Source organism: Hyphomonas sp., assembly GCF_017792385.1.
In the GTDB taxonomy this organism is placed as follows: domain Bacteria; phylum Pseudomonadota; class Alphaproteobacteria; order Caulobacterales; family Hyphomonadaceae; genus Hyphomonas.
Map to the genome: position 1 here is coordinate 574,127 of NZ_CP051230.1, position 19,847 is coordinate 593,973.

Consider the following 19,847-nt stretch of genomic DNA (forward strand, 5'->3'; position numbering starts at 1 on the left):
TCAGCACACAGTTTCATGAGGGGTTTCGGCATGTCGGGTTTGGTGATCAAGGGATGTGAGTATGATCCGGTGGAGTCGCGGGACGTGGTCTATGGTGACGGCTTCCGGATGGATCTGGCGCAGGCCATCGCCCTGGTCTCGACCGGCGTCGAGTTCCGCGCCGCAGACCGGGATGGTTCAGCCGTGCCGGTCTCCCTCGCCCGCAATGAGTATGACGAACTGATCCTGAAGACCGAGCCGACCGCCCATGCGGCCAACCCGCTCGGCGAAATCAGCGCCCCGCCCATCGTGCACCGCCGCTATCGCGCCGAGGCACAGGCGCCCGTGCGCATTCATCCCGGTTACGCTGTCGCGGCCTAGTCACGCAGCGGCCTCCACCCTTTACACGTTTCCTGTCATCCCGCGCGCCTCCACACACTCTCCGGGTGTGCGGGACATGTTCCGGTTTCACCCTCCGGAACCCTGAGGAGTCACACCAGCCTGTGAAGGGTGGAGGTTTCTTTTTTCCGGCCGGAGCGAGCCTGTCGCGAACTTTCGGGGCTCGCGCGAATTGCCCCGGCTCCATCGCTCCGCACCGGTTCGGCCCTGGCCGGATTTATTCTGCCTCCAGATGAACCAGAATGTCCCCTTCGGAAACCTGGTCCCCGGGGGCGGCCTCGACCGAGGCAACCAAGCCGTCGCGCGGCGCGGGCAGCGTGTGCTCCATCTTCATCGCCTCCATCACGGCGACCGGGTCGCCCTTGGCAACGGTATCGCCGGCCTTCACATGAAGGGACAGCAGCTTGCCCGGCATCGGCGCGCTGACCGAGTCCCCGCCCAGCACCGCTTCGACATCGGCATCATAGTCCGGCACCTCGACCAGCACCGTGTCGCCCCCCGTGGTCACCGCAAAGCGTCGCGGCGACAGGTCGGTCACGAACGGCAGGGGTGTGTCGGCGTCCACATCATGGTCTGCCGGGTCGAACCAGTCAGCATCGCTGCCGACGGCAACGGCAACCTTGCGCACAGGCATCGCATTGGACCGGAACCCGTCCCGGATATCCCACGGCATGCGTGCGCCCTCATCATTCAGCCGGACATCGCAGACCGCCAGGACGGAGGCGTGCTGATGCTCCGAAGGCGGATGGGTCAGCGCGTCGCCCTGATCGGCAATCCAGTTCACATGATGCGTGCCATCCCGGAAGGCATCCGACTGGGCACAGCGGCGCAGAAAGCCGGTATTGGCAGGCACACCGGACAATTGCGTATGCGCCAGCGTGTCGACCAGAAGGTCGACCGCTGCGTCCCGCTCCGGCGCAGACACGATCAGTTTGGCGATCATGGAATCATAATTTGACGGCACCCGGTCGCCCGTCTCGAACCCGGCATCCCAGCGGATGGTATCCCCGTCGACCGGCTGCAACAGTCCGAATTCCAGGATCAGGCCAGCCCCCGGACGGAACCCGTCGGCCGGGTCCTCGGCGCAGATCCGCGCCTCGATCGCATGGCCGATCAGCGGGATCTCGTCCTGTTTCAGCGGCAGGGCATCGCCGGCGGCGACCAACAATTGCCACGCGACCAGGTCCTGCCCCGTGATCATCTCCGTGACGGGATGCTCCACCTGCAGGCGCGTATTCATCTCAAGGAACCAGAATGTGTCGATCGCCAGAGGCTTCGATCCGTCCACGATGAATTCGACGGTGCCGGCGCCCTGATAGCCGACCGCCTGCGCCAGTTTCACGGCCGCATCTGTCATCGCGGCACGCACATCTTCCGGCATGCCGGGCGCGGGCGCTTCCTCGATTACTTTCTGGCGGCGGCGCTGCAGCGAACAATCGCGCTCATACAGGTGAACCACATTGCCATGCGCGTCGCCGAAGACCTGCACTTCGATGTGACGCGGCTGCTGGACCAGTTTTTCCAGCATGACGCGGCCGTCGCCGAAAGCGCTTTCAGCCTCACGTACCGCGCTTTCCAGTTCGCCTTTCAATTCGCCAGCCTTGTTGACCAGGCGGATGCCGCGTCCGCCGCCCCCGGCCACGGCCTTGATCAGCAGCGGGAAACCGATCTCCCTGGCCGCCTTGGCAAGCGTTTCCAGCTCCTGCCCTTCCCCGCGATAGCCGGGCAGGACGGGCACGCCGGCCTCCTCGGCAATGCGCTTGGCCTCATCCTTCGGGCCCATGGAGCGGATTGCAGCGGCCGAGGGGCCGACCCAGATCAGGCCCGCTGTCTCGACCGCTTCGGCGAAATCGGCATTCTCTGACAGGAAGCCATAGCCGGGATGGATCGCGTCCGCCCCGCTCTCTTTCGCGGCGGCAAGGATCGCCGCGATGTTGAGATAGCTTTCCGGCGCCGGCGAGGCGCCGATGTGCACGGCCTCATCTGCGTCGCGGACATGTTTCGCGCGCGCATCGGCATCTGAATAGACGGCGACCGTGGCGATGCCGAGCCCGCGGCAGGTCTCAAAGATGCGGCAGGCGATCTCGCCCCGGTTCGCGACGAGCAGCTTCTGAATCTTCAAGGCGTGGCCCTCCCGGTGCCTGGCGCGCCCGGCCATGCATGGCCGCCACCAGGACAAAACTGATTATCATCAGCAGATACCATGATCCGAGTTTCGATAAAGAGACCATCTGCCAGCCATGCTCTTGCCCGGGATAGGCCCAGGCGCGGGCAAACGTTCCAAGGTTTTCTGCAAACCAGATAAAGATTGCCACCAGACCGAAGCCGATCACCAGCGGCATCGGCCGGTGGGCGGTGTCGGCGCGGAACCAGACCACGCACGGCCCGTAAACCATGGCCGTGGCCGCAAACAGGGCGATCCGGATATCCGGCAGCCAGTGATGCGCGAAGAAATTCACATAGATCGCCGTGGCCAGCACGCCCTGCATCCAGAGCGGCGGGAAGCGGTCAAACCGGAAATCGAAGATGCGCCAGACCCGCGCCAGATACGACCCGACAGCGGCGTACATGAAGCCGGTGAAAAGCGGCACACCAGCAATGCGCAACAGGCTGTCTTCCGGATAGATCCAGCTGCCATGATAGGTCTTGAACAATTCCATGATGGTGCCGACGACATGAAACACCAGGATGACCCGCGCCTCTTCCCAGGTTTCCAGGCCGGTCCACAGCATCATGACCTGAATGGCAATCGCGCCCAGGACAAGGAAGTCATACCGGGTCAGCCAGGCGCCGTCCGGATACCAGAGGAAGGTCGCCAGCAGCAGGCCCAGCATCAGGCCGCCGAAAAGACAGGCCCAGCCCTGTTTGATGCCGAAGGCAACGAATTCGAACGCGGCCTGACTGACCGGCCCCTTCACATGGCGCGCATGCAGCGCCGCGCGGGCCTCATGCAGGCGCTGCTGCAGGCGGGTCTGGACGGGTTCGGGCATCTCCATCCCTCCTCTATCTGCAGCGAAGACGGCACAAAGGGGGCGCGAGCCCGGCCGGTACGCGGCGATTGCGAGCCAAAATTCCGGCTTTGACAGCCCATTCTCGTATCGTAAGGGTTAACGGGCAGAAACCACGGGAGTGTCTTATGGCCTATGCTTCAGGGATCCGGATCAGCAGTGTTGCCGGTGTTATCGGGGCCGGTGTTGGCGGCTATATCGGCTACACACAGGCTGCGGATGTCAGCAATCTGAGCCCGGTGGCGGGCGCGCTGATTCTCGGAGCCATCGGCTTCGTGGCCGGCAGCGCAGGCGCCTTCATCCTCAAATCGCTGATGCAGTTCGTCATCTACATCATCCTGTTCGGGATCGTTGCCTTCGTGTTCCAGAACCAGATCGAGGCGATGACCGGCATCAACCCTGTCACGGCGGTTCTGGGCCTGCTGCGAGACTGGGGCCTGCCGGTCTAGCGCAGCGGCACGCGCCCTATTTCCCCCAACTGGGCGGGCGCTTTTCCAGAAAGGCGGCAATGCCTTCCTTGCCCTCGTCCGAAACGCGGCGGGCGGCGATGCGCTTCGAGGTATCCTGGCTCAGCTCCCGGTCGATGAAGACGCCAGACACGTCCCGCACCAGCGCCTTGCAGTCCGCCACGGCGCCGGGCGCGGCGGCGAAGACCAGATTGGCCAGGTGTTCCTCCATCTGCGTCATCTCCGCATCGGTCTCGACGACATACTGGACCAGACCGATCTTCTCGGCATAGGCGGCATCGAAGGTTTCGGCCGTGGTGAACAGGGCCTTTGCCCAGCGCGGGCCGATTGCCTCGATCACGAAGGGGCTGATCGTGGCGGGGGTCAGGCCGAGGCGGACTTCGGAAAAACGGAACTTCGTGCCGGCCATGGCGACCGCGACATCACAGGCCGCGACAAGGCCGGCCCCGCCGCCCATGGCCGCGCCCTGAACCAGCGCCAGCGTCATCTGGGGCATTTCATAAAGGGTTCGCAGCATTTCAGCGAGGTTCATCGCGTCCCGCTCATTGTCATCACGGGTATGCGTGGCGGCCAGTTTCATCCAGTTGAGGTCGGCGCCGGCGGAAAAGCTCTTGCCCGCCCCGCGCAGGATCATCATCCGGATGGTGGGTTGGTCGGCGATGGCATGGAAGGCATCGGTCAGCTCGGCGATCAGCTCGGCATTGAAGGCATTGTGCACATCGGGCCGGTTGAGGGTGACGACCGCAAGGCCCTCCTGCGTCGCTTCGAGCGTGATGAGATCGTATTCGGAATCGCGCATGGGATCAGTCCTGTTCAGTCTTGTCCGCCACCTTGCGGTAGTGGCTGGACGGGCGCAAGGCGGGCCGCTCGACAAGATGCCACAGCGCAAAGCTGGCGGCGATCACCAGCAGCGCCGAGAGCGCAAATCCGGCCGCATGGCCAGCCATTGCAAACACGCCGAGCCAGGCCAGCGCCTGCAGGATCGGGAAATGGGTGATGTAGACGCCATAGCTGATATCGCCCCAGCGGGCGGCGTTCAGCGCCGGGCCCGGCAGGAAGGCGATGCAGATGATGAGCCCGGCCAGTCCCGCAGCGCGCAAGGGCTCAAGCCAGGGATGCACGAATGACACCGCGGCCAGCAACAGGCCCCCTGCGCCAAACAGGAGCGGCCTGGACCGGGCGAGTTCCCAGACCTGCCAGAGCGCGATACCGCTGGCGAAGAAGGCCATCTGGCCGGGCAGCTGCCGCGCCAGCAGCGGGGCCATTGGATGGTCCAGCAGGACCGGCAAGCCGAGGCGCCACGCCTCCCCTGCCGCATACAGGCCGAGCAGAAGCGCCCAGCGCGCCCGCCCGGCCATGCGGAGCGCCCAGCCGATCACCGGCAGGCAGAGATAGAACATGACCTCGATCTTCAGCGTCCACAGCGCGCCATTGACCTCGGTGAACCGGTTGCCCTCGAACAGGCCGGGCAAGTCTGGCGACAGGAAATTCAGGAAGACCAGATTGGCGGTCACATATTCGGCGACGCCGCGCCCCTGCCCGCCCATCAGCAGGCTGATCAGTGCCGGCACCAGGATCACGGCCGCATAGGCCGGGTAGAGCCGCCGCACGCGCTTGCCGGCATAATCGGCGAGGCTTTGCGACCGTGCGAGCGAGCCGGCCACCAGCGCGCCGGAGACGATGAAGAAGCCCTGAATGGCAAGTTCGGCAAATTGTCCCCAGATACGCTCGAGACCGCTCATCGGCGCGAGCGCCGACAGCACAACCGCATGATAGGCAAACACCGCCATGGCCAGCACCAGGCGGATGAAATCGAACCGGTTCGCCGCTGACGGGTGCGCTGGAGCCATGCAGGCTGTGTAGCGTATCGGCTCCAAATGGAAAGGGGCCCGCTGGACCGGCGGACCCCTTCAGCGCGTCAGACGCTGGCCGGCCTAGCGTGCCGGCTGGCTGGCCTGCGTCGTGGCGCTGTAATCGGCCCGTCCCCGCCAGGCAGCAAGGGCATCTGCCAGTTCTTCCTCGGACACGGTGCCGTTCGAATTGAGGTCGAATTTCGTGAACCTGGCTTTCGCCTCTGCCTCGCTGGCCATGCCCGCGTTGGCAGTGTAGCTCACGAATTCGTCCTCGCTGATCAGGCCATCATCATCCAGATCCAGCTGCGAGAAGTCGGGCATTTCACCCGCATGACCCATCAGGGCCGTCATCATGGCGGCTGTCACGAGAAAGCTGCTGCGTCTGATCATGTTCGAACTCCTTCTCACTTCAGGTGTCGCAGGGGACCGCGACAGTCAGGACCCTACAGGAAAGGCCCGGTAATGATGCGTGAAAAGACGTTCACGACGAAGATGTAATGAAGGCCGTACTCAGGCGGCCTCCCCGCCAATCTCCTTCATGAAAGTCAACCAGGACTCGATCTTGGATGAGGTCAGGGCCCCCACACTGCCGATGATGGTGTGGTGCATCGGCCCGAACCCGGACAGGCCCAGCACGCCGCGCTCCAGCGCCTTCAGCGCCCCGGCGTCCATGCCGAACCGGTAGATCAGATCCGGCATGCCCATGGTGACGACGATGCGGGCGGACTTGCCCTTCATCATCTTTTCCGGCCAGGGATGATCGGACTCGCCCGGCTTCAGGAAAAAGCCTGCCCGGGCGGATTGTTCGAAAAAGGCCTTCAGCCTGGCAGGCATGCCGCCGAGCCAGAGTGGAAAGGCGATGAAGACATGATCGGCGTCGGCGATTTTCTCCCGCTCGCTCAGCACGGGTTCCGGCGGCGGCGCATCGAATTCCGCCTGCGATGTGAGGAATTGCAGATCCATCTCGCCGACATTGATACGGGAAACGGCATGCCCCTCTTCCCGCGCCCCGGCCTCATAGGCGTCACTCAAGGCGTGGATCAGATGGTTCGGGTCCGGGTCCGGATGGCCGTCAATGATGCAGATCTTCCTGGGCATGGGACAGCCTCCTGTCTGGGACAGGGGCTGTGTAACACGGGCATGGCGGCAGTTTTATACGTAGGAATACTACATCCGGAACACGCCAAACCCGCGATCCGGGAACGGAGCATTCAGGCTGGCCGACAAGGCAAGGCCGAGGACGCGGCGGGTGTCGGCGGGATCGATGATGCCATCATCCCAGAGCCGCGCGGTGGAGAAGTACGGGCTGCCTTCGGCCTCGTAGAGATCGCGGATCGGCTGCTTGAAGCTTTCTTCCTCGTCTGCGGACCATTCCCCGCCCTTGCGTTCAATGCCATCGCGCTTGACCGTGGCGAGCACGCTGGCGGCCTGCTCGCCGCCCATGACGGAGATGCGGGAATTCGGCCACATGAACAGGAAGCGCGGACTGTAGGCCCGGCCGCACATGCCGTAATTGCCGGCGCCGAAGCTGCCGCCGGTCACCACGGTGAATTTCGGCACGGAGGCGGTGGCGACGGCGGTCACCATCTTGGCGCCGTCCTTTGCGATGCCGCCGGCCTCGTATTTCGAGCCGACCATGAAACCGGTAATGTTTTGCAGGAAGACCAGCGGGATGCGGCGCTGATCGGCCAGTTCAATGAAATGCGCGGCCTTTTGCGCGCTTTCGGAGAACAGGATGCCATTATTGGCCAGGATCGCCACCGGCATGCCGTAAAGCCGTGCAAAGCCGCAGACCAGTGTTTCCCCGTAGAGTTTCTTGAACTCATGGAATTCGGAGCCATCGACGAGGCGGGCGATCACTTCGCGGGCATCATAGGGCTCGCGCACATCCTGCGGCACCAGGCCATGCAGTTCGGCCGGATCATACAGCGGTTCGGCCGGATCGGTCAGATCAAAGGGCTGGGGTTTCGGCTTAGCCAGTGTGCGGACGATGGACCGGACAATGGCGAGCGCATGCGCATCATGGGCGGCATAATGGTCGGCCACGCCGGACTGGCGGGCATGTACATCAGCCCCGCCAAGGTCTTCGGCGGAGATCACCTCCCCCGTCGCGGCCTTCACCAGCGGCGGACCGCCAAGAAAGATGGTGCCCTGCTTGCGCACGATGATGGTCTCATCCGACATGGCCGGCACATAGGCGCCGCCTGCCGTGCAGCTGCCCATGACCGAGGCGATCTGGGGGATGCCCTTCGCGCTCATCTGGGCCTGATTGTAGAAGATGCGGCCGAAATGCTCGCGATCCGGGAACACTTCGGACTGATGCGGCAGGTTCGCACCACCAGAATCCACAAGATAGATGCAGGGCAGGTGATTTTCCAGCGCCACTTCCTGGGCGCGCAGATGCTTCTTCACCGTCATCGGAAAATAGGCGCCGCCCTTCACCGTGGCGTCATTGCAGACGATCAGGCATTCACGGCCTTCGACCCGGCCGACCCCGGTGATCAGGCCCGCGCCGGGGGCCTCATTGTCATACATGCCATTGGCCGCCAGGGCGCCGATCTCCAGAAAGGCAGACCCGGGATCGAGCAGGCGCTCGACCCGTTCGCGCGGCAGCAACTTGCCCCGGTCGACATGGCGCTGGCGCGAGGCTTCCGGCCCGCCAAGGGCCGCTTCGGCGGTTTTCCCGCGCAATTCGGCAAGAAGCGTCTCCATGGCCGCTTTGTTGGCGGCAAATTTGCTGCCGGACACATCAAGGCTGGATTTCAGAACCGGCATAACGCCTCCCAATGGAATTTTGTGCCTGCTTAGCCGCGCCCGGCGCATGTGTCACGCGGGCGTCATGCGAATTTGGAACAGAAGGCATGAGCGAAAGGCTTTGAAAAGGGAATCGAAATGGGCATGTTCTCCAGCATGGGCATCGACATCACCCCGCGCCTGCGTGCGATCGAATTCCTGAAGGATGTGCCGCGCCGCGCCATGCGGGCCGCGGGCAAGGAAGCCATCTGGTTCTCCATCTCAGCCGGCAAGCCACTCTACATGGCCGGGGAGCCTGCCGACATGCTGTATTTCGTGCTGTCGGGCACGCTGGGCATCTTCCGCGAGGGCCCGCACGGCAAGACCGAATTCGTCGGCCATATCCGGTCCGGTGAACCGGCGGGGGAAATGTCCCTGTTCCTGGGCGGGGTGGACCTGACCGGCGACGGCCAGCCGAATGACGCCCCGCACACCAGCTCTGTCTATGCGTTGCGCGATACCGAAGTGATCGGCATTTCCCGCAAGGGCTGGGAGCGGATGGTGCGGGCCGAGCCGGAATTGCTGGAAGCGATGATTCGCATCATCCTGACCCGGCTGGGCCGCGCCGATGACCGCTCGCCGAGCGCCGCACCGAAAGTCTTCACCCTGGTCGCCACCTCGCCGACGATTGACCTGAAGCTGCGCAGCCGCGCTATCAAGCGGTCGCTCGAACGCCTCGGCCGGAAGGCGATCATCGTCGACGAGCAGATGGGCGATGAACGTCCGGCAGCCTATTTCGACGAACTGGAGCGCACGCATGATGTCGTGATCCTCGTCTCGGCGATCGGCGACAATGCCTGGTACCGTCTGTCGATGCGCCAGGCAGACCGGATCTGGGTGGTCGGGCGCGCCGATGCCCGCCCCTCGAACCCGCTGATGCCGGACGACCAGTCCCCTGCCCGCACGCTGAAGCTCGTCGATGTCCTGTTGCTGCATCACAGTGATGAACGCCAGGGTGCAAAGCCCGCCCAATGGATGGAGGCCGCCGGCGCCACCCGCCTGTTCCACTGGAGCCGTGTGGACGGCCAGGATTGCGACCGGCTGGCCCGCATCATGGCCGGCGTCTCCATCGGGCTGATCCTGTCGGGCGGCGGCGCGCGGGCCTATTCCCATATTGGCGTGATCAAGGCGATGCGCGAGCTGGGCCTGCCCATCGATTTTGTCGGCGGGGCCTCCATGGGGTCCGTCGTGGCGGCGTGTGTCGCCATGGGATGGGATGATGACGAGATCGACCGGCGCATTCGCCAGGCCTTTGTCGACAGCAATCCGCTGGGAGACTATCACCTGCCCGTGGTGGGAATGGTCAAGGGGGCCCGGGTGAACGCCCGGCTGAGGGAGCATTTCGGGGAGGCCGAAATCGGCGAACTGGACATTCCGTTCTTCTGCACCTCAACCAATCTGACCTCCGGCGCGACCCGCATCCACCGCAATGGCCTTCTGCGCGAAGCCCTGCGCGCGACCATCTCGCTGCCGGGCATCCTGCCGCCCGTCGTGGATGGCAATGACCTTCTGGTCGATGGCGCCGTGCTGAATAATTTCCCGGCAGACATCATGCGCGACCTGCATCGCGGCTTCGTGGTCGGGTCGGATGTGACGCGCCAGCCGGAGAATATGGATCTCGCCGAATTCCGCGAGCCGCCGGGCTTCTTCCGCTGGGTGTTCAACAATGGCTTTTCCAGCCCGCCACCCATTGCCGGCCTTCTGATGCGCACCGCCACGATCCGTGCAGACACGAAATTCGGGCATGACATGGCCGATGTTCTCGTCCTGCCCCAGTTGGCCGATGTGCAATTGCGCGACTGGCACGCTTATGACGAAACGGTCGAGGCCGGCTATGTCGCCGCCAAGCTGGCCTTCGAGGGCAAGGCCGCCGCCATAAAGGAAAAGTGCTGCCCGGCCTAGGCCGTCTCGCCAAACAGTTCCCGGCCGATCAGCCAGCGGCGGATTTCCGAGGTCCCTGCCCCGATCTCGTAGAGCTTGGCATCGCGCAGCAGGCGCCCGGTCGAATATTCGTTGATATAACCGTTGCCGCCGAGAATCTGGATCGCATCCAGCGCCAGCTTCGTCGCCGTTTCGGCCGCATACAGAATGGCGCCTGCGGCATCCTTGCGGGTCGTCTCACCCCGGTCACAGGCCTTGGCTACGGCATAGACATACGCTTTCGCCGCATTCATCTGGACGTACATGTCCGCAACCTTGCCCTGGATCAGCTGAAACTCGCCGATCGACTGGCCGAACTGTTTCCGGTCATGGATATAGGGGATCACGACATCCATGCAGGCCTGCATGATGCCGGTCGGACCGGCAGAGAGCACCGCGCGCTCATAGTCCAGTCCGCTCATCAGAACGCCGACACCGCCATTCAGCGGGCCCATGACATTCTCTTCCGGCACTTCGCAATTGTCGAAGACCAGTTCACCGGTTTCCGACCCGCGCATGCCGAGCTTGTCCAGCTTCTGCGCGACGGAGAAACCCTGGAAGCCGCGCTCGATCAGGAAGGCGGTGATGCCGCGCGAGCCGGCCTCGGGCTCGGTCTTGGCGTAGACGACCAGCGTGTCGGCATCCGGCGCGTTGGTGATCCACATCTTGGTGCCGTTCAGCACATAGCGATCGCCCTTTTTCTCGGCGCGTAGTTTCATCGACACGACGTCAGAGCCCGCGCCGCTTTCGCTCATTGCAAGCGCGCCGAGATGCTCACCGGAGATGAGCTTGGGCAGATAGCGGGATTTCTGGTCGTCATTGCCCCAGCGCCGCAGCTGGTTCACGCAGAGATTCGAGTGCGCGCCATAGGACAGGCCAACCGAAGCCGAGGCGCGGGAAATCTCTTCCATCGCCACAACATGTTCGAGATAGCCGAGGCCGGTGCCGCCCCAGTCTTCCTCGACCGTGATGCCGAGCAGGCCAAGCTCGCCCATCTTGGGCAGAAGATCGCGCGGGAATATGTCCGTCCGGTCGATCTCGGCGGCACGGGGCGCCAATTCGTTCTGGGCAAAACTTGCCACGGTTTCACGGATCATGTCGGCGGTTTCGCCGAGATCAAAGTTCAATGTGGGATATGTGTTCGGGATCATGGCGGTGACCTAGCAATTCTTTCCCCGCCTGTCAGCCTAATCTTCATGCGCCATCATGCGGTAGAGATAATAGACTGACACAAACAGAAGGAAGCCGCCACCAAGCGTCATGAGCGGCCCGGTGTAGCTTTCCGCCGCAGCCTGTCCCATCTGCGTCGCGGGACGTGTCAGGATGCGGCGCAGCCCGTCATACAGGCCAATCGTGCCGAGACCGGCGAGCAGGGCAAAGGGCAGCCAGCGCAGTCCGTGCGGCGGCGCAAATCCGGCAAGGTCCTCCTCGGCGGGCGTCATCAGGCGGGACGTGTCGATCTCGACCGGCGCCAGATCGTCAATCACTTTCCGGTCCGATGGCGGCAGGCTGAGATTGTCGAGCGTCATGCCCTGCCCGCGCGGATCGGTCAGGTCCGGCGGCTGGTAGGCGCGGCGCCGGTCCGACATGGACGGCGGCGGCGCGTCATCCTCAGTGGCGTGGCCGTTCTCCCCGGCGAGGGCCGACACCGCCCGGGTGATCTCGTCCACCGTGGCATCTTCCCCGGCAGGCGGCTCGGTCTCACCGCTGGCCAGGGAGCCGTTTTCGCCCAGAATGCGGGTCAGTCTCTGGGCCACGGCGCGGGCTGCGGCCTGCGGGGCGCTTTCGCGGCCGGGCGCGGCCTGGGGCCGTTCGGGCGCAGACCCGGTTTCCAGAACGATGGCGCCGCCCCGATTGCCCGTCAGCCCGGACAGGCCGTCCCGCTCCGGCCGGACCAGTGCGCTGGGGATGGCGACGCGCTGCGAGGGCGTATCCAGGAACATGGCAACTTCCACGGCGCGGCGGCGCGCGAGACCGTCAATCACGCGGATCTGGCCATCCACCCTGCCCCGGCGCCAGCCATTCATGGCTTCGGCAGCCAGAATGCGATCCCCGGAATTGAGATGGGCGAGCACGTCCGAGCCCTCGAACGCCTTCAGGCCGATATTGAAGACGAATGAGGCCAGTGCATCGAATTCATTCTGGGCCAGCGGCGTGAAGACCTGCCGTGCCAGCTGGTCCTCGAGCCGTTTGAGGTCGTGATAGCGCAGGATGAGTTCGGCATCGAAAGGCGTGACGCTGAGCCCGGCGCGGGCGGTTTCGGTATGGCCATACCCGATCAGCCATTTGCCATCCGGCAGCTGGCTGGCACGCGCACGGAAGCCCTCGAAACTCTTGATGAGTTCGACCCCCTTGTCGGATGTGCGCATTGTCCGGGCCATGAAGATGGCTCCCATTTTGGGACAGTCTGGTTTTTTTCTACGGTCAGGCGCTGCAAAACTCGCGCCTTTTCACCCGAGAGGCGAGATTTGGCCGGAGTCTGCCCAGATCACAGGAGGACGAGAGACGCCAGGCCAAGAAAGCTGAAAAACGCCATCACATCGGTCAGCGTCAGCACGAAGACGGAAGAGGCCACGGCCGGGTCCGCGCCCAGCCGCTTCAGGCCAAGCGGCACGAGAATGCCGGACAGGCCCGCCCAGATGAAGGTCGCCAGCATGGCCGCGCCAATGACGAGCGCCAGATGGACGTCGCGGAACCAGAGCAGCGAGATCAGGCCCACACCAAGCGCGAAGATCGCACCGTTCACGCACCCGCTGAGCACTTCCCGCAAAATGGCCCGGCGCGCGGCGTCGCCATCCAGCTGGCGCTCTGCAATGGCGCGCACGGCCACGGCAAGTCCCTGGCTGCCGGCATTGCCGCCCAGCGCCGCCACGACCGGCATCAGCACTGCCAGCGCCACGACCTGCGCAATCGCGCCCTCGAACAGCGAGATGATGGCCGAGGCGATGAACGCCGTGAACAGGTTCACGCCCAGCCAGGGGGCCCGCGCCTTCACGGTATCCCAGACGGAATCGGCCCCGTCGGCCGATGTCACGTTCAGCAGGGAGAGCAGGTCTTCGGCGTTCTCTTCCTGCATGACATCCACCATGTCGTCGACGGTGATCATGCCGACCAGCCGGCCGCCTTCATCGGTCACCGGCGCCGATGCCAGCGAGTATTTGCGGAACTGGAAGGCCACCTCCTCCTGGTCCATGTCGGGCTTCAGCGACGAGAGCGGATCCTGCATGATGTCCGACAGGGGCACATCGCGCGGCGTACGCAACAACGTGGCCAGCTGCACGATGCCGATCAGCCGGTGGCCCGGATCGATGACATAGAGTTCGTAGAACACTTCGGGCAATTCCTCGCCCAGTTCCCGCGCATGATCGATGGCGTGGCCGACGCTCCAGTATTCCGGCGCGGCGACGAATTCCGTCTGCATGAGACGGCCGGCCGTGTCCTCCTCATAGGAGAGGCCGCGCTCCAGCTGGGCCCGGTCAATCGGCGCAAGGTCTTCCAGGATGCGCTCGCGCCGGTCGTCTTCCAGGTCTTCAAGGATGGTGGTGGCGTCATCGGAATCCAGTTCGTCCAGCGCGCTGGCCACCACCGCGTCCGGCAGCACTTCGACCGCCTCTTCCCGATAGGAATCGCGCAGTTCGATCAGGATGTCGGCGGGCAGCTCCCCGCCCAGGAGTTCCACCGCATCGGAGAAGGTGTCGAAGGACAGCGCCTCCAGCGCATCCGCAGCATCCGCCGGGTGCATCCGCTGCAGCATGCGGGCCAGCCAGCGCGTGTCCTTCTCGTCGATGGCGTCGATGATGTCGTCCAGCAGATCCGGGTCAACATTCGGCGTCTCGGCAGATGGAGTGGGCTGAGGGGACGTGTCTGTCATAGCGCCTCTCATGCCGGGGTTACGCGGCGTCGGCAAGAACCGAATATGCGAAGCTGACAGGGATTCGCGGGAAAGTCACAGGCGGCCCACAGGGGCACGTGCGAGGCGATGACTGCAGCGTCGGCGCATCAGGAAATCGGGGATGAGTCTTTCAATTCATTCGATTGCTAAAATCGATCCTCGATCGATTTTTGGCGCCGGGCGCCACCGCAGCAGCCATGAGCGGCGTCCATCGCGAAATGAAATGAAGCGGGGATGAGTCTTTCAATTCATTCGATTGCTAAAATCGATCCTCGATCGATTTTTGGCGCCGGGCGCCACCGCAGCAGCCATGAGCGGCGTCCATCGCGGAATGAAATGAAGCGGGGATGAGTCTTTCAATTCATTCGATTGCTAAAATCGATCCTCGATCGATTTTTGGCGCCGGGCGCCACCGCAGCAGCCATGAGCGGCGTCCATCGCGGAATGAAATGAAGCGGGGATGAGTCTTTCAATTCATTCGATTGCTAAAATCGATCCTCGATCGATTTTTGGCGCCGGGCGCCACCGCAATCGAATGGTGCGGTCGAGAGGACTCGAACCTCCACGGGTTGCCCCACAGCGACCTCAACGCTGCGCGTCTACCAATTCCGCCACGACCGCACGTATCTCATTCGAGGCAGACGGGCCGTATAAGGCGACACCGGGTCTTTGTGAAGCCCTGAATGTCGCCTATATGCGCCCGATGATGCAGAAATATCCCGACACCGAATGGGCCGTGTCCGATGGCCTGATTCCCTATGAGGCAGCGGTGCAATTCATGGAGGCCAGAGCCCGCGCGATCCGCGAGGACGGCGCGCCGGAACTGGTCTGGTTTCTGGAGCATCCGCCGCTCTACACATCGGGCACATCAGCCAAGGCCAGCGATTTGCGCGACCCGGCCCGCTTTCCCGTTTTCGATGCCGGGCGGGGCGGCGAATATACCTATCACGGCCCCGGACAGCGGGTGGCCTACATGATGCTGGACGTGGCCCGCCGTGGCCGGGACGTCCGCGCCTTCGTGCACAATCTGGAAGCCTGGATCATCGCCGCGCTGGCCGCCTTCAATGTCGAGGCCGGCCCGCGCGATGGCCGTGTCGGCGTCTGGGTTGACCGCACGCAATCCGGCGGCCCGCTGCGCGAGGACAAGATCGCCGCCATCGGTGTGCGCCTGAAGAAATGGGTCAGCTTCCACGGCATCTCGCTGAACGTGGAGCCGGATCTGGAGCATTTTACCGGCATCACGCCATGCGGCATTTCCGATCCGCGCTATGGCATCACCAGCCTCGTCGATCTGGGCATTCCTGCCAGCATGGACGATGTGGACATGGCGCTGAAGGACGCGTTCGAGACCGTCTTCGAAAGCCGGCTGGTCCGCGCCCCTGCCCCGCTTCAGGCCGTTTCGTAGGATTTCAGCCGCTGCTCTTCGCGTGTCAGGTCGCTGCCGGTGCGAAACTGGCCGACGCCGCCATTCGGCATCCGCGCGACATGCAACAGCGTCCACAGCATCACAAAGAAGGATGAGACCGCCCAGAGCGGGAAGGCGAAGCCCATTCCGGCGCCCAGGGCCATCTCCATCTGGGTCGGCGGCGGCCCGTTGCGGCGCGGGCCACGGGCTTCCGGCCGGGCCTCTTCATTGGCCTCTTCACCGGCTGCTTCAGGAGATGTCGCAGCAGCGTCTCCGGCGGTGTCGCCGGTGGCAGCGGATTCAACCGCCGCGGCCTGCTTTGCCTGTTGCGCATCGAATTGCGCCGAGCCGGCAACCACGCCGAGCGCAAATCCGGCAAGACCCAGGAATAGCGGGATCAGCACAATGGCAGCCTTCAGGGTTGACCGGTTGGCCTCCGCGAAACGGCGCACATGCGCCACCCAGGAAGTCAGTTCTGTCACCAGGGTAAAGAAGAAGAACGGCACAAGCAGCGCCGGCAAGGGCAGGCCGATGGCCTTGATCGGCTGCCACGCACCGGACATGTCCGCGCCAGCCAGTCCCGCGATGAAGGCAACGAAAACCGGCACGATGAAAAGAATGAGGCGACCCATGAACATGAAGGTCCAGGCCCGGCTGAAATGCAGCTTGCCGGTCATGCCCAGCGGATTGAACAGCGTCTGCGCCCAGTCCATCCGGGACGGGTCATCACGCTCGTCGCGGATCCAGGGACGGTGCGGGTCGATGGCGGTGGTGGTGTGATGGGTCATGCCGGGGCGGTCCTTCGGGGGAATCAGGATTGGGAAGCGGAAGATGCGGGCGGCGGGCCGTATCGGTTCGGTCCCGGATCGGACGACAGCCTGGAGGCGATGAAGCCCAGCAACGCCGAAGTCAGCAGGAAGCTGGTCAGCGTGGTGAGCAGCAGGCTGGACTGGGTGGGCAGAGCGGTCAGATGCTCGAACTCTTCCGATTGCGTGCGCATGGCTTCCATCAGGCCGGCCAGGTCCTGCCCGAACACCGAATAGGCCTCGAACGCCACCGGGGACAGGATCGGCAGGAACAGGCCGGTGATGATCATGTTGGCGACGAAATAGCCAAGCAGGAACAGGAGAAACAGCCAGCCGGAATGCCCGGCATCGTGCAGCCGTTTGGAAAACAGGCAGGCATAGGCATAGACCATCGGATAGGCGAGCAGGCCGAACAGCGGCGAGACGAAATTCCCCGCCATCTGAACGAGGATGAAGACCGCCGTCAGCACAATCAGGCCGCGCAGGAAAACGCGCGGGCCGATCCGGCCTTTTGACGACAGAAGGACATGTTTCATGTCCATGGGGTTCAGTCTCCCGATCAGATGTTCAGCCCGGCATGCGACGGGGCGGCGTGTTTCGAGTTCTTATCAATAAACGATAAAACCATGCAACAAAAAAGAGCCGGACGCCTGCGTCCGGCTCTTCTGAAAACCCGTTCGGGACAGGGATTTAGGCGAAGGTATCCGCCGCAACGCCGCCTTTCGGGTCAGGACCGTACTTGTTCGGTCCGACTGTGCCCGGAATGCAGGCGATCACAATCATCGCAATCGAAGCGATGAAGCCGATGAACGGAATCAGGCTGGCCACAACGAGGCCGAGATAGATCCAGCCGGTCTGGTTAATATCGTGCAGGCGACGCACGAAGAGCGCGATGCTGGGAAGGATGATCGCGAGCATGTACAAGCCGAACACCGCAAACAGGATCATTGCGATCGGGCTCAGCTCGCCGCTTTCAAAATTGCCGCCAAGGGCAAATGCAAGTCCCACCAGAACGAGTGAGACGATCAGGTTGAACAGAACCACCCACCAGTATTCCGAGCGCCGTGACCGGCCCTGGAAATCCACATAGCGCGTGAAGAACATTTTTACTGCGTCTGGAAAACTGACCATGCTCGGCCCCCTTGAATTGCTTTCACCATGAAAGTCCGCGCATTTTCGGCGCGGGGATGTGAAGGTCAAGGGAAGACTCGTTAAGCTGCCCCCTGCCCCATACCGGCGGATTCGCCGCCAAATTGGTTAGGGCAGGGTTAATGAACGCCGCCGGTGGCGGGGTTCGCCTAGCTGAATTCGACCATGATCTCGTCGGCGGCCACACTGTCGCCGGCCGCGACATTGATGGCCTTCACGGTGCCATCGGCCTCGGCGCGGATGATGTTCTGCATCTTCATGGCCTCGACCACGCAGACCGCTTCGCCTTCCTGCACTTCCTGACCGACTTCCACATCGATGGAGACGACAAGGCCGGGCATCGGCGAGATGATCAGTTTGGACGTGTCCGGCTTTTCCTTTTCCGGCAGGCGGGCATGCAGGTCGGCCACATTCGGTGTGCACACCAGCGCGCGCACGGCGACGCCGCGGTGACGGAACAGATAGCCTTCGGTCCGGTCGGCAAATTTCACGGCAAAGGGCTCGCCGTCCAGCAGGCCCTCGACGAGGTGCTGGCCCGGATGCCAGGGCGTTACCAGCGTGTGGGGCTTGCCGCCATTGATCGTGATCTCGGCTTCTCCGGCCTCGCCCAGTTCCAGCGTCACCGGATGGTGCGTGTCGCCCAGGATGACGACCCAATCCTTGCGGGCTTCGGGTGTCGGCGCGATCCGGCCGCTGGTGTCGGCGGCGCGGCGCGAGAAGAAGCCGTGCACATAGGCCGCGGCGCAGATCAGCTGGGTTTCCTGTTCGGCGGTCGGCGGCACGCCGTCAAAGCCGTCGGGGAACTCGTCCTTGATATAGGCGGTCGTGATCTTGCCCGAGCGGAAACGCTTTTCGTCAACCACAGCCGCGATGAAGGGCATGTTGTCCTGAATGCCTTCGATGTGGAAACGGTCGAGCGCCTCGCCATGCACGTCCAGCGCGGCATCGCGGTCCTTGCCCCAGGTGATCAGCTTGGCGATCATCGGATCGTAGAACATGGAAATCTCGTCGCCCTCGCGGACGCCGGAATCCATCCGCACCTCTCCGCCCGCCAGCGGCCCCTGCTCCGGCGCGTGGAAGCGCTTCAGACGGCCGATTGATGGCAGGAAGTTGCGATACGGGTCTTCGGCATAGACGCGGCTTTCGACGGCCCAGCCATTGATCTTGATGTCGGACTGCTTGAGCTTCAGCTTCTCGCCATAGGCAACGCGCAGCATCTGCTCTACCAGGTCGACGCCGGTGATCATTTCCGTCACCGGGTGCTCCACCTGCAGACGGGTGTTCATTTCGAGGAAGTAGAAGCCCTTGTCTGCGCCGGACGCCACGAATTCCACCGTGCCGGCGCTGTCATAGTTCACGGCCTTGGCCAGCGCGACGGCCTGTTCGCCCATTTTCTTGCGCGTTTCGGGGTCGAGCAGCGGCGAGGGCGCTTCCTCGATGACTTTCTGGTTGCGGCGCTGAATCGAGCATTCGCGCTCATTCAGGAAGATGCAATTGCCGTGCTTGTCGCCCAGCACCTGGATCTCGATATGGCGTGGCTCAAGGATGAATTTCTCGATGAAGACGCGGTCATCGCCAAAGGACGATTTCGCTTCAGCGCGCACCGCCGGGAAGCCTTCTTCGACCTCCTTGTCATTTGCGGCCACGCGGATGCCCTTGCCCCCGCCCCCTGCAGACGCCTTGATCATGACCGGATAGCCGATTTCGCGGGAAATCTTCACCGCTTCGGCCGTGTCCTCGATCAGGCCCATATGGCCCGGCACGGTGGAGACGCCAGCCTCGGCGGCAAGCTTCTTGGAGCTGATCTTGTCACCCATAGCGTCAATGGCATAGGCATTCGGCCCGATCCAGCCGATGCCCTCTTCCTCAAGACGCTTGGCGAAGGCCGGGTTCTCGGACAGGAAGCCGAAGCCGGGATGGATCGCCTCGGCGCCGGTCTGGCGCACGGCGTCGATGATCTTGTCGGCAACCAGATAGGATTCCGCTGCCGGGGACGGGCCGATATGCACGGCCTCGTCCGCCATCTCGACGGCCATCGAATTCGCATCAGCATCCGAATAGACGACCACAGTCTTCACGCCCAGCCGTCGACAGGTGTTGATGACCCGAACGGCGATTTCCCCCCGGTTGGCGATCAGAATCTTTTTGAACATGCTGCCTCGATCCACTGTAAACT

18 protein-coding genes and 1 tRNA gene are annotated in these 19,847 nt (G+C 63.5%); 4 read left to right on the top strand and 15 right to left on the bottom strand.

Annotation, left to right across the window (positions count from 1 at the left end):
- The first annotated feature begins 30 nt into the window (after positions 1–30).
- The gene (locus HF955_RS02765) at positions 31–360 is read left to right on the top strand and encodes a hypothetical protein (RefSeq protein WP_027837160.1); all 330 of its coding nucleotides are present in this window, start codon (positions 31–33) and stop codon (positions 358–360) included.
- A 235-nt stretch (positions 361–595) separates the two neighbouring features.
- Here HF955_RS02765 and HF955_RS02770 read toward each other — a convergent pair whose 3' ends face one another.
- Both HF955_RS02770 and HF955_RS02775 read right to left on the bottom strand, forming a co-directional pair.
- Positions 596–2,500: a biotin carboxylase N-terminal domain-containing protein gene (locus HF955_RS02770; protein WP_291077674.1), complete on the bottom strand. Its 1,905-nt coding sequence runs from the start codon at positions 2,498–2,500 to the stop codon at positions 596–598.
- Positions 2,442–3,296 (bottom strand): DUF817 domain-containing protein, encoded by an 855-nt coding sequence (locus HF955_RS02775; RefSeq protein ID WP_367279770.1) that lies wholly within the window; start codon positions 3,294–3,296, stop codon positions 2,442–2,444. The genes HF955_RS02770 and HF955_RS02775 overlap by 59 nt, the downstream gene beginning before the upstream one ends.
- Positions 3,297–3,514: 218 nt before the next feature.
- Here HF955_RS02775 and HF955_RS02780 point away from each other — a divergent pair, with 218 nt between their 5' ends.
- Entirely contained in the window at positions 3,515–3,835 is a 321-nt protein-coding gene (locus HF955_RS02780; RefSeq protein WP_291077677.1) for a hypothetical protein, read from the top strand.
- Between the two features lie 16 nt (positions 3,836–3,851).
- Here the strand turns inward: HF955_RS02780 and HF955_RS02785 are convergent, their stop codons facing one another.
- From HF955_RS02785 to HF955_RS02805, 5 genes are all read right to left on the bottom strand, one after another.
- Positions 3,852–4,652 (bottom strand): enoyl-CoA hydratase-related protein, encoded by an 801-nt coding sequence (locus tag HF955_RS02785; RefSeq protein WP_027837157.1) that lies wholly within the window; start codon positions 4,650–4,652, stop codon positions 3,852–3,854.
- Between the two features lie 4 nt (positions 4,653–4,656).
- Positions 4,657–5,703, bottom strand: a complete 1,047-nt coding sequence (locus HF955_RS02790; protein WP_291077679.1) for an acyltransferase — start codon at positions 5,701–5,703, stop codon at positions 4,657–4,659.
- A gap of 84 nt (positions 5,704–5,787) precedes the next feature.
- Positions 5,788–6,096 carry an EF-hand domain-containing protein gene (locus HF955_RS02795; RefSeq protein ID WP_291077681.1) on the bottom strand — a complete coding sequence of 103 codons (309 nt, stop codon included), beginning with the start codon at positions 6,094–6,096 and terminating at the stop codon, positions 5,788–5,790.
- Positions 6,097–6,216: 120 nt separating this feature from the next.
- A complete protein-coding gene (locus HF955_RS02800) occupies positions 6,217–6,804 on the bottom strand; it encodes an NAD(P)H-dependent oxidoreductase (RefSeq protein WP_291077683.1) in 588 nt (195 codons plus the stop codon).
- Positions 6,805–6,873: 69 nt separating this feature from the next.
- Positions 6,874–8,481, bottom strand: a complete 1,608-nt coding sequence (locus HF955_RS02805; RefSeq protein ID WP_291077685.1) for a carboxyl transferase domain-containing protein — start codon at positions 8,479–8,481, stop codon at positions 6,874–6,876.
- Between the two features lie 123 nt (positions 8,482–8,604).
- Between HF955_RS02805 and HF955_RS02810 the strand changes: the two genes are divergently transcribed.
- Positions 8,605–10,401, top strand: coding sequence for a patatin-like phospholipase family protein (locus HF955_RS02810; protein WP_291077686.1), 1,797 nt, complete (start codon positions 8,605–8,607; stop codon positions 10,399–10,401).
- Here the strand turns inward: HF955_RS02810 and HF955_RS02815 are convergent.
- The 4 genes from HF955_RS02815 to HF955_RS02830 form a co-directional block, all read right to left on the bottom strand.
- The gene (locus HF955_RS02815) at positions 10,398–11,570 is read right to left on the bottom strand and encodes an isovaleryl-CoA dehydrogenase (protein WP_291077687.1); all 1,173 of its coding nucleotides are present in this window, start codon (positions 11,568–11,570) and stop codon (positions 10,398–10,400) included. The genes HF955_RS02810 and HF955_RS02815 overlap by 4 nt on opposite strands.
- A gap of 36 nt (positions 11,571–11,606) precedes the next feature.
- Complete coding sequence (locus HF955_RS02820; RefSeq protein WP_291077689.1) at positions 11,607–12,800, bottom strand: lysozyme; 1,194 nt, start codon at positions 12,798–12,800, stop codon at positions 11,607–11,609.
- Positions 12,801–12,907: 107 nt separating this feature from the next.
- Positions 12,908–14,290 carry a magnesium transporter gene (gene mgtE / locus HF955_RS02825; protein WP_291077691.1) on the bottom strand — a complete coding sequence of 461 codons (1,383 nt, stop codon included), beginning with the start codon at positions 14,288–14,290 and terminating at the stop codon, positions 12,908–12,910.
- 557 nt (positions 14,291–14,847) lie between these two features.
- Positions 14,848–14,932 (bottom strand) — tRNA-Leu (locus tag HF955_RS02830).
- An 85-nt stretch (positions 14,933–15,017) separates the two neighbouring features.
- Here HF955_RS02830 and lipB point away from each other — a divergent pair.
- Positions 15,018–15,716 (top strand): lipoyl(octanoyl) transferase LipB, encoded by a 699-nt coding sequence (gene lipB / locus HF955_RS02835; protein ID WP_367279771.1) that lies wholly within the window; start codon positions 15,018–15,020, stop codon positions 15,714–15,716.
- Here lipB and HF955_RS02840 read toward each other — a convergent pair.
- The 4 genes from HF955_RS02840 to HF955_RS02855 form a co-directional block, all read right to left on the bottom strand.
- A complete protein-coding gene (locus tag HF955_RS02840; protein ID WP_291077695.1) occupies positions 15,701–16,504 on the bottom strand; it encodes a hypothetical protein in 804 nt (267 codons plus the stop codon). The genes lipB and HF955_RS02840 overlap by 16 nt on opposite strands.
- A 23-nt stretch (positions 16,505–16,527) precedes the next feature.
- Positions 16,528–17,058 carry a DUF805 domain-containing protein gene (locus HF955_RS02845; RefSeq protein ID WP_291077696.1) on the bottom strand — a complete coding sequence of 177 codons (531 nt, stop codon included), beginning with the start codon at positions 17,056–17,058 and terminating at the stop codon, positions 16,528–16,530.
- Between the two features lie 154 nt (positions 17,059–17,212).
- Positions 17,213–17,653 carry a DUF805 domain-containing protein gene (locus HF955_RS02850; RefSeq protein ID WP_291077698.1) on the bottom strand — a complete coding sequence of 147 codons (441 nt, stop codon included), beginning with the start codon at positions 17,651–17,653 and terminating at the stop codon, positions 17,213–17,215.
- A 167-nt stretch (positions 17,654–17,820) separates the two neighbouring features.
- Positions 17,821–19,824 carry an acetyl/propionyl/methylcrotonyl-CoA carboxylase subunit alpha gene (locus tag HF955_RS02855; protein WP_027837146.1) on the bottom strand — a complete coding sequence of 668 codons (2,004 nt, stop codon included), beginning with the start codon at positions 19,822–19,824 and terminating at the stop codon, positions 17,821–17,823.
- Positions 19,825–19,847: the final 23 nt, after the last annotated feature.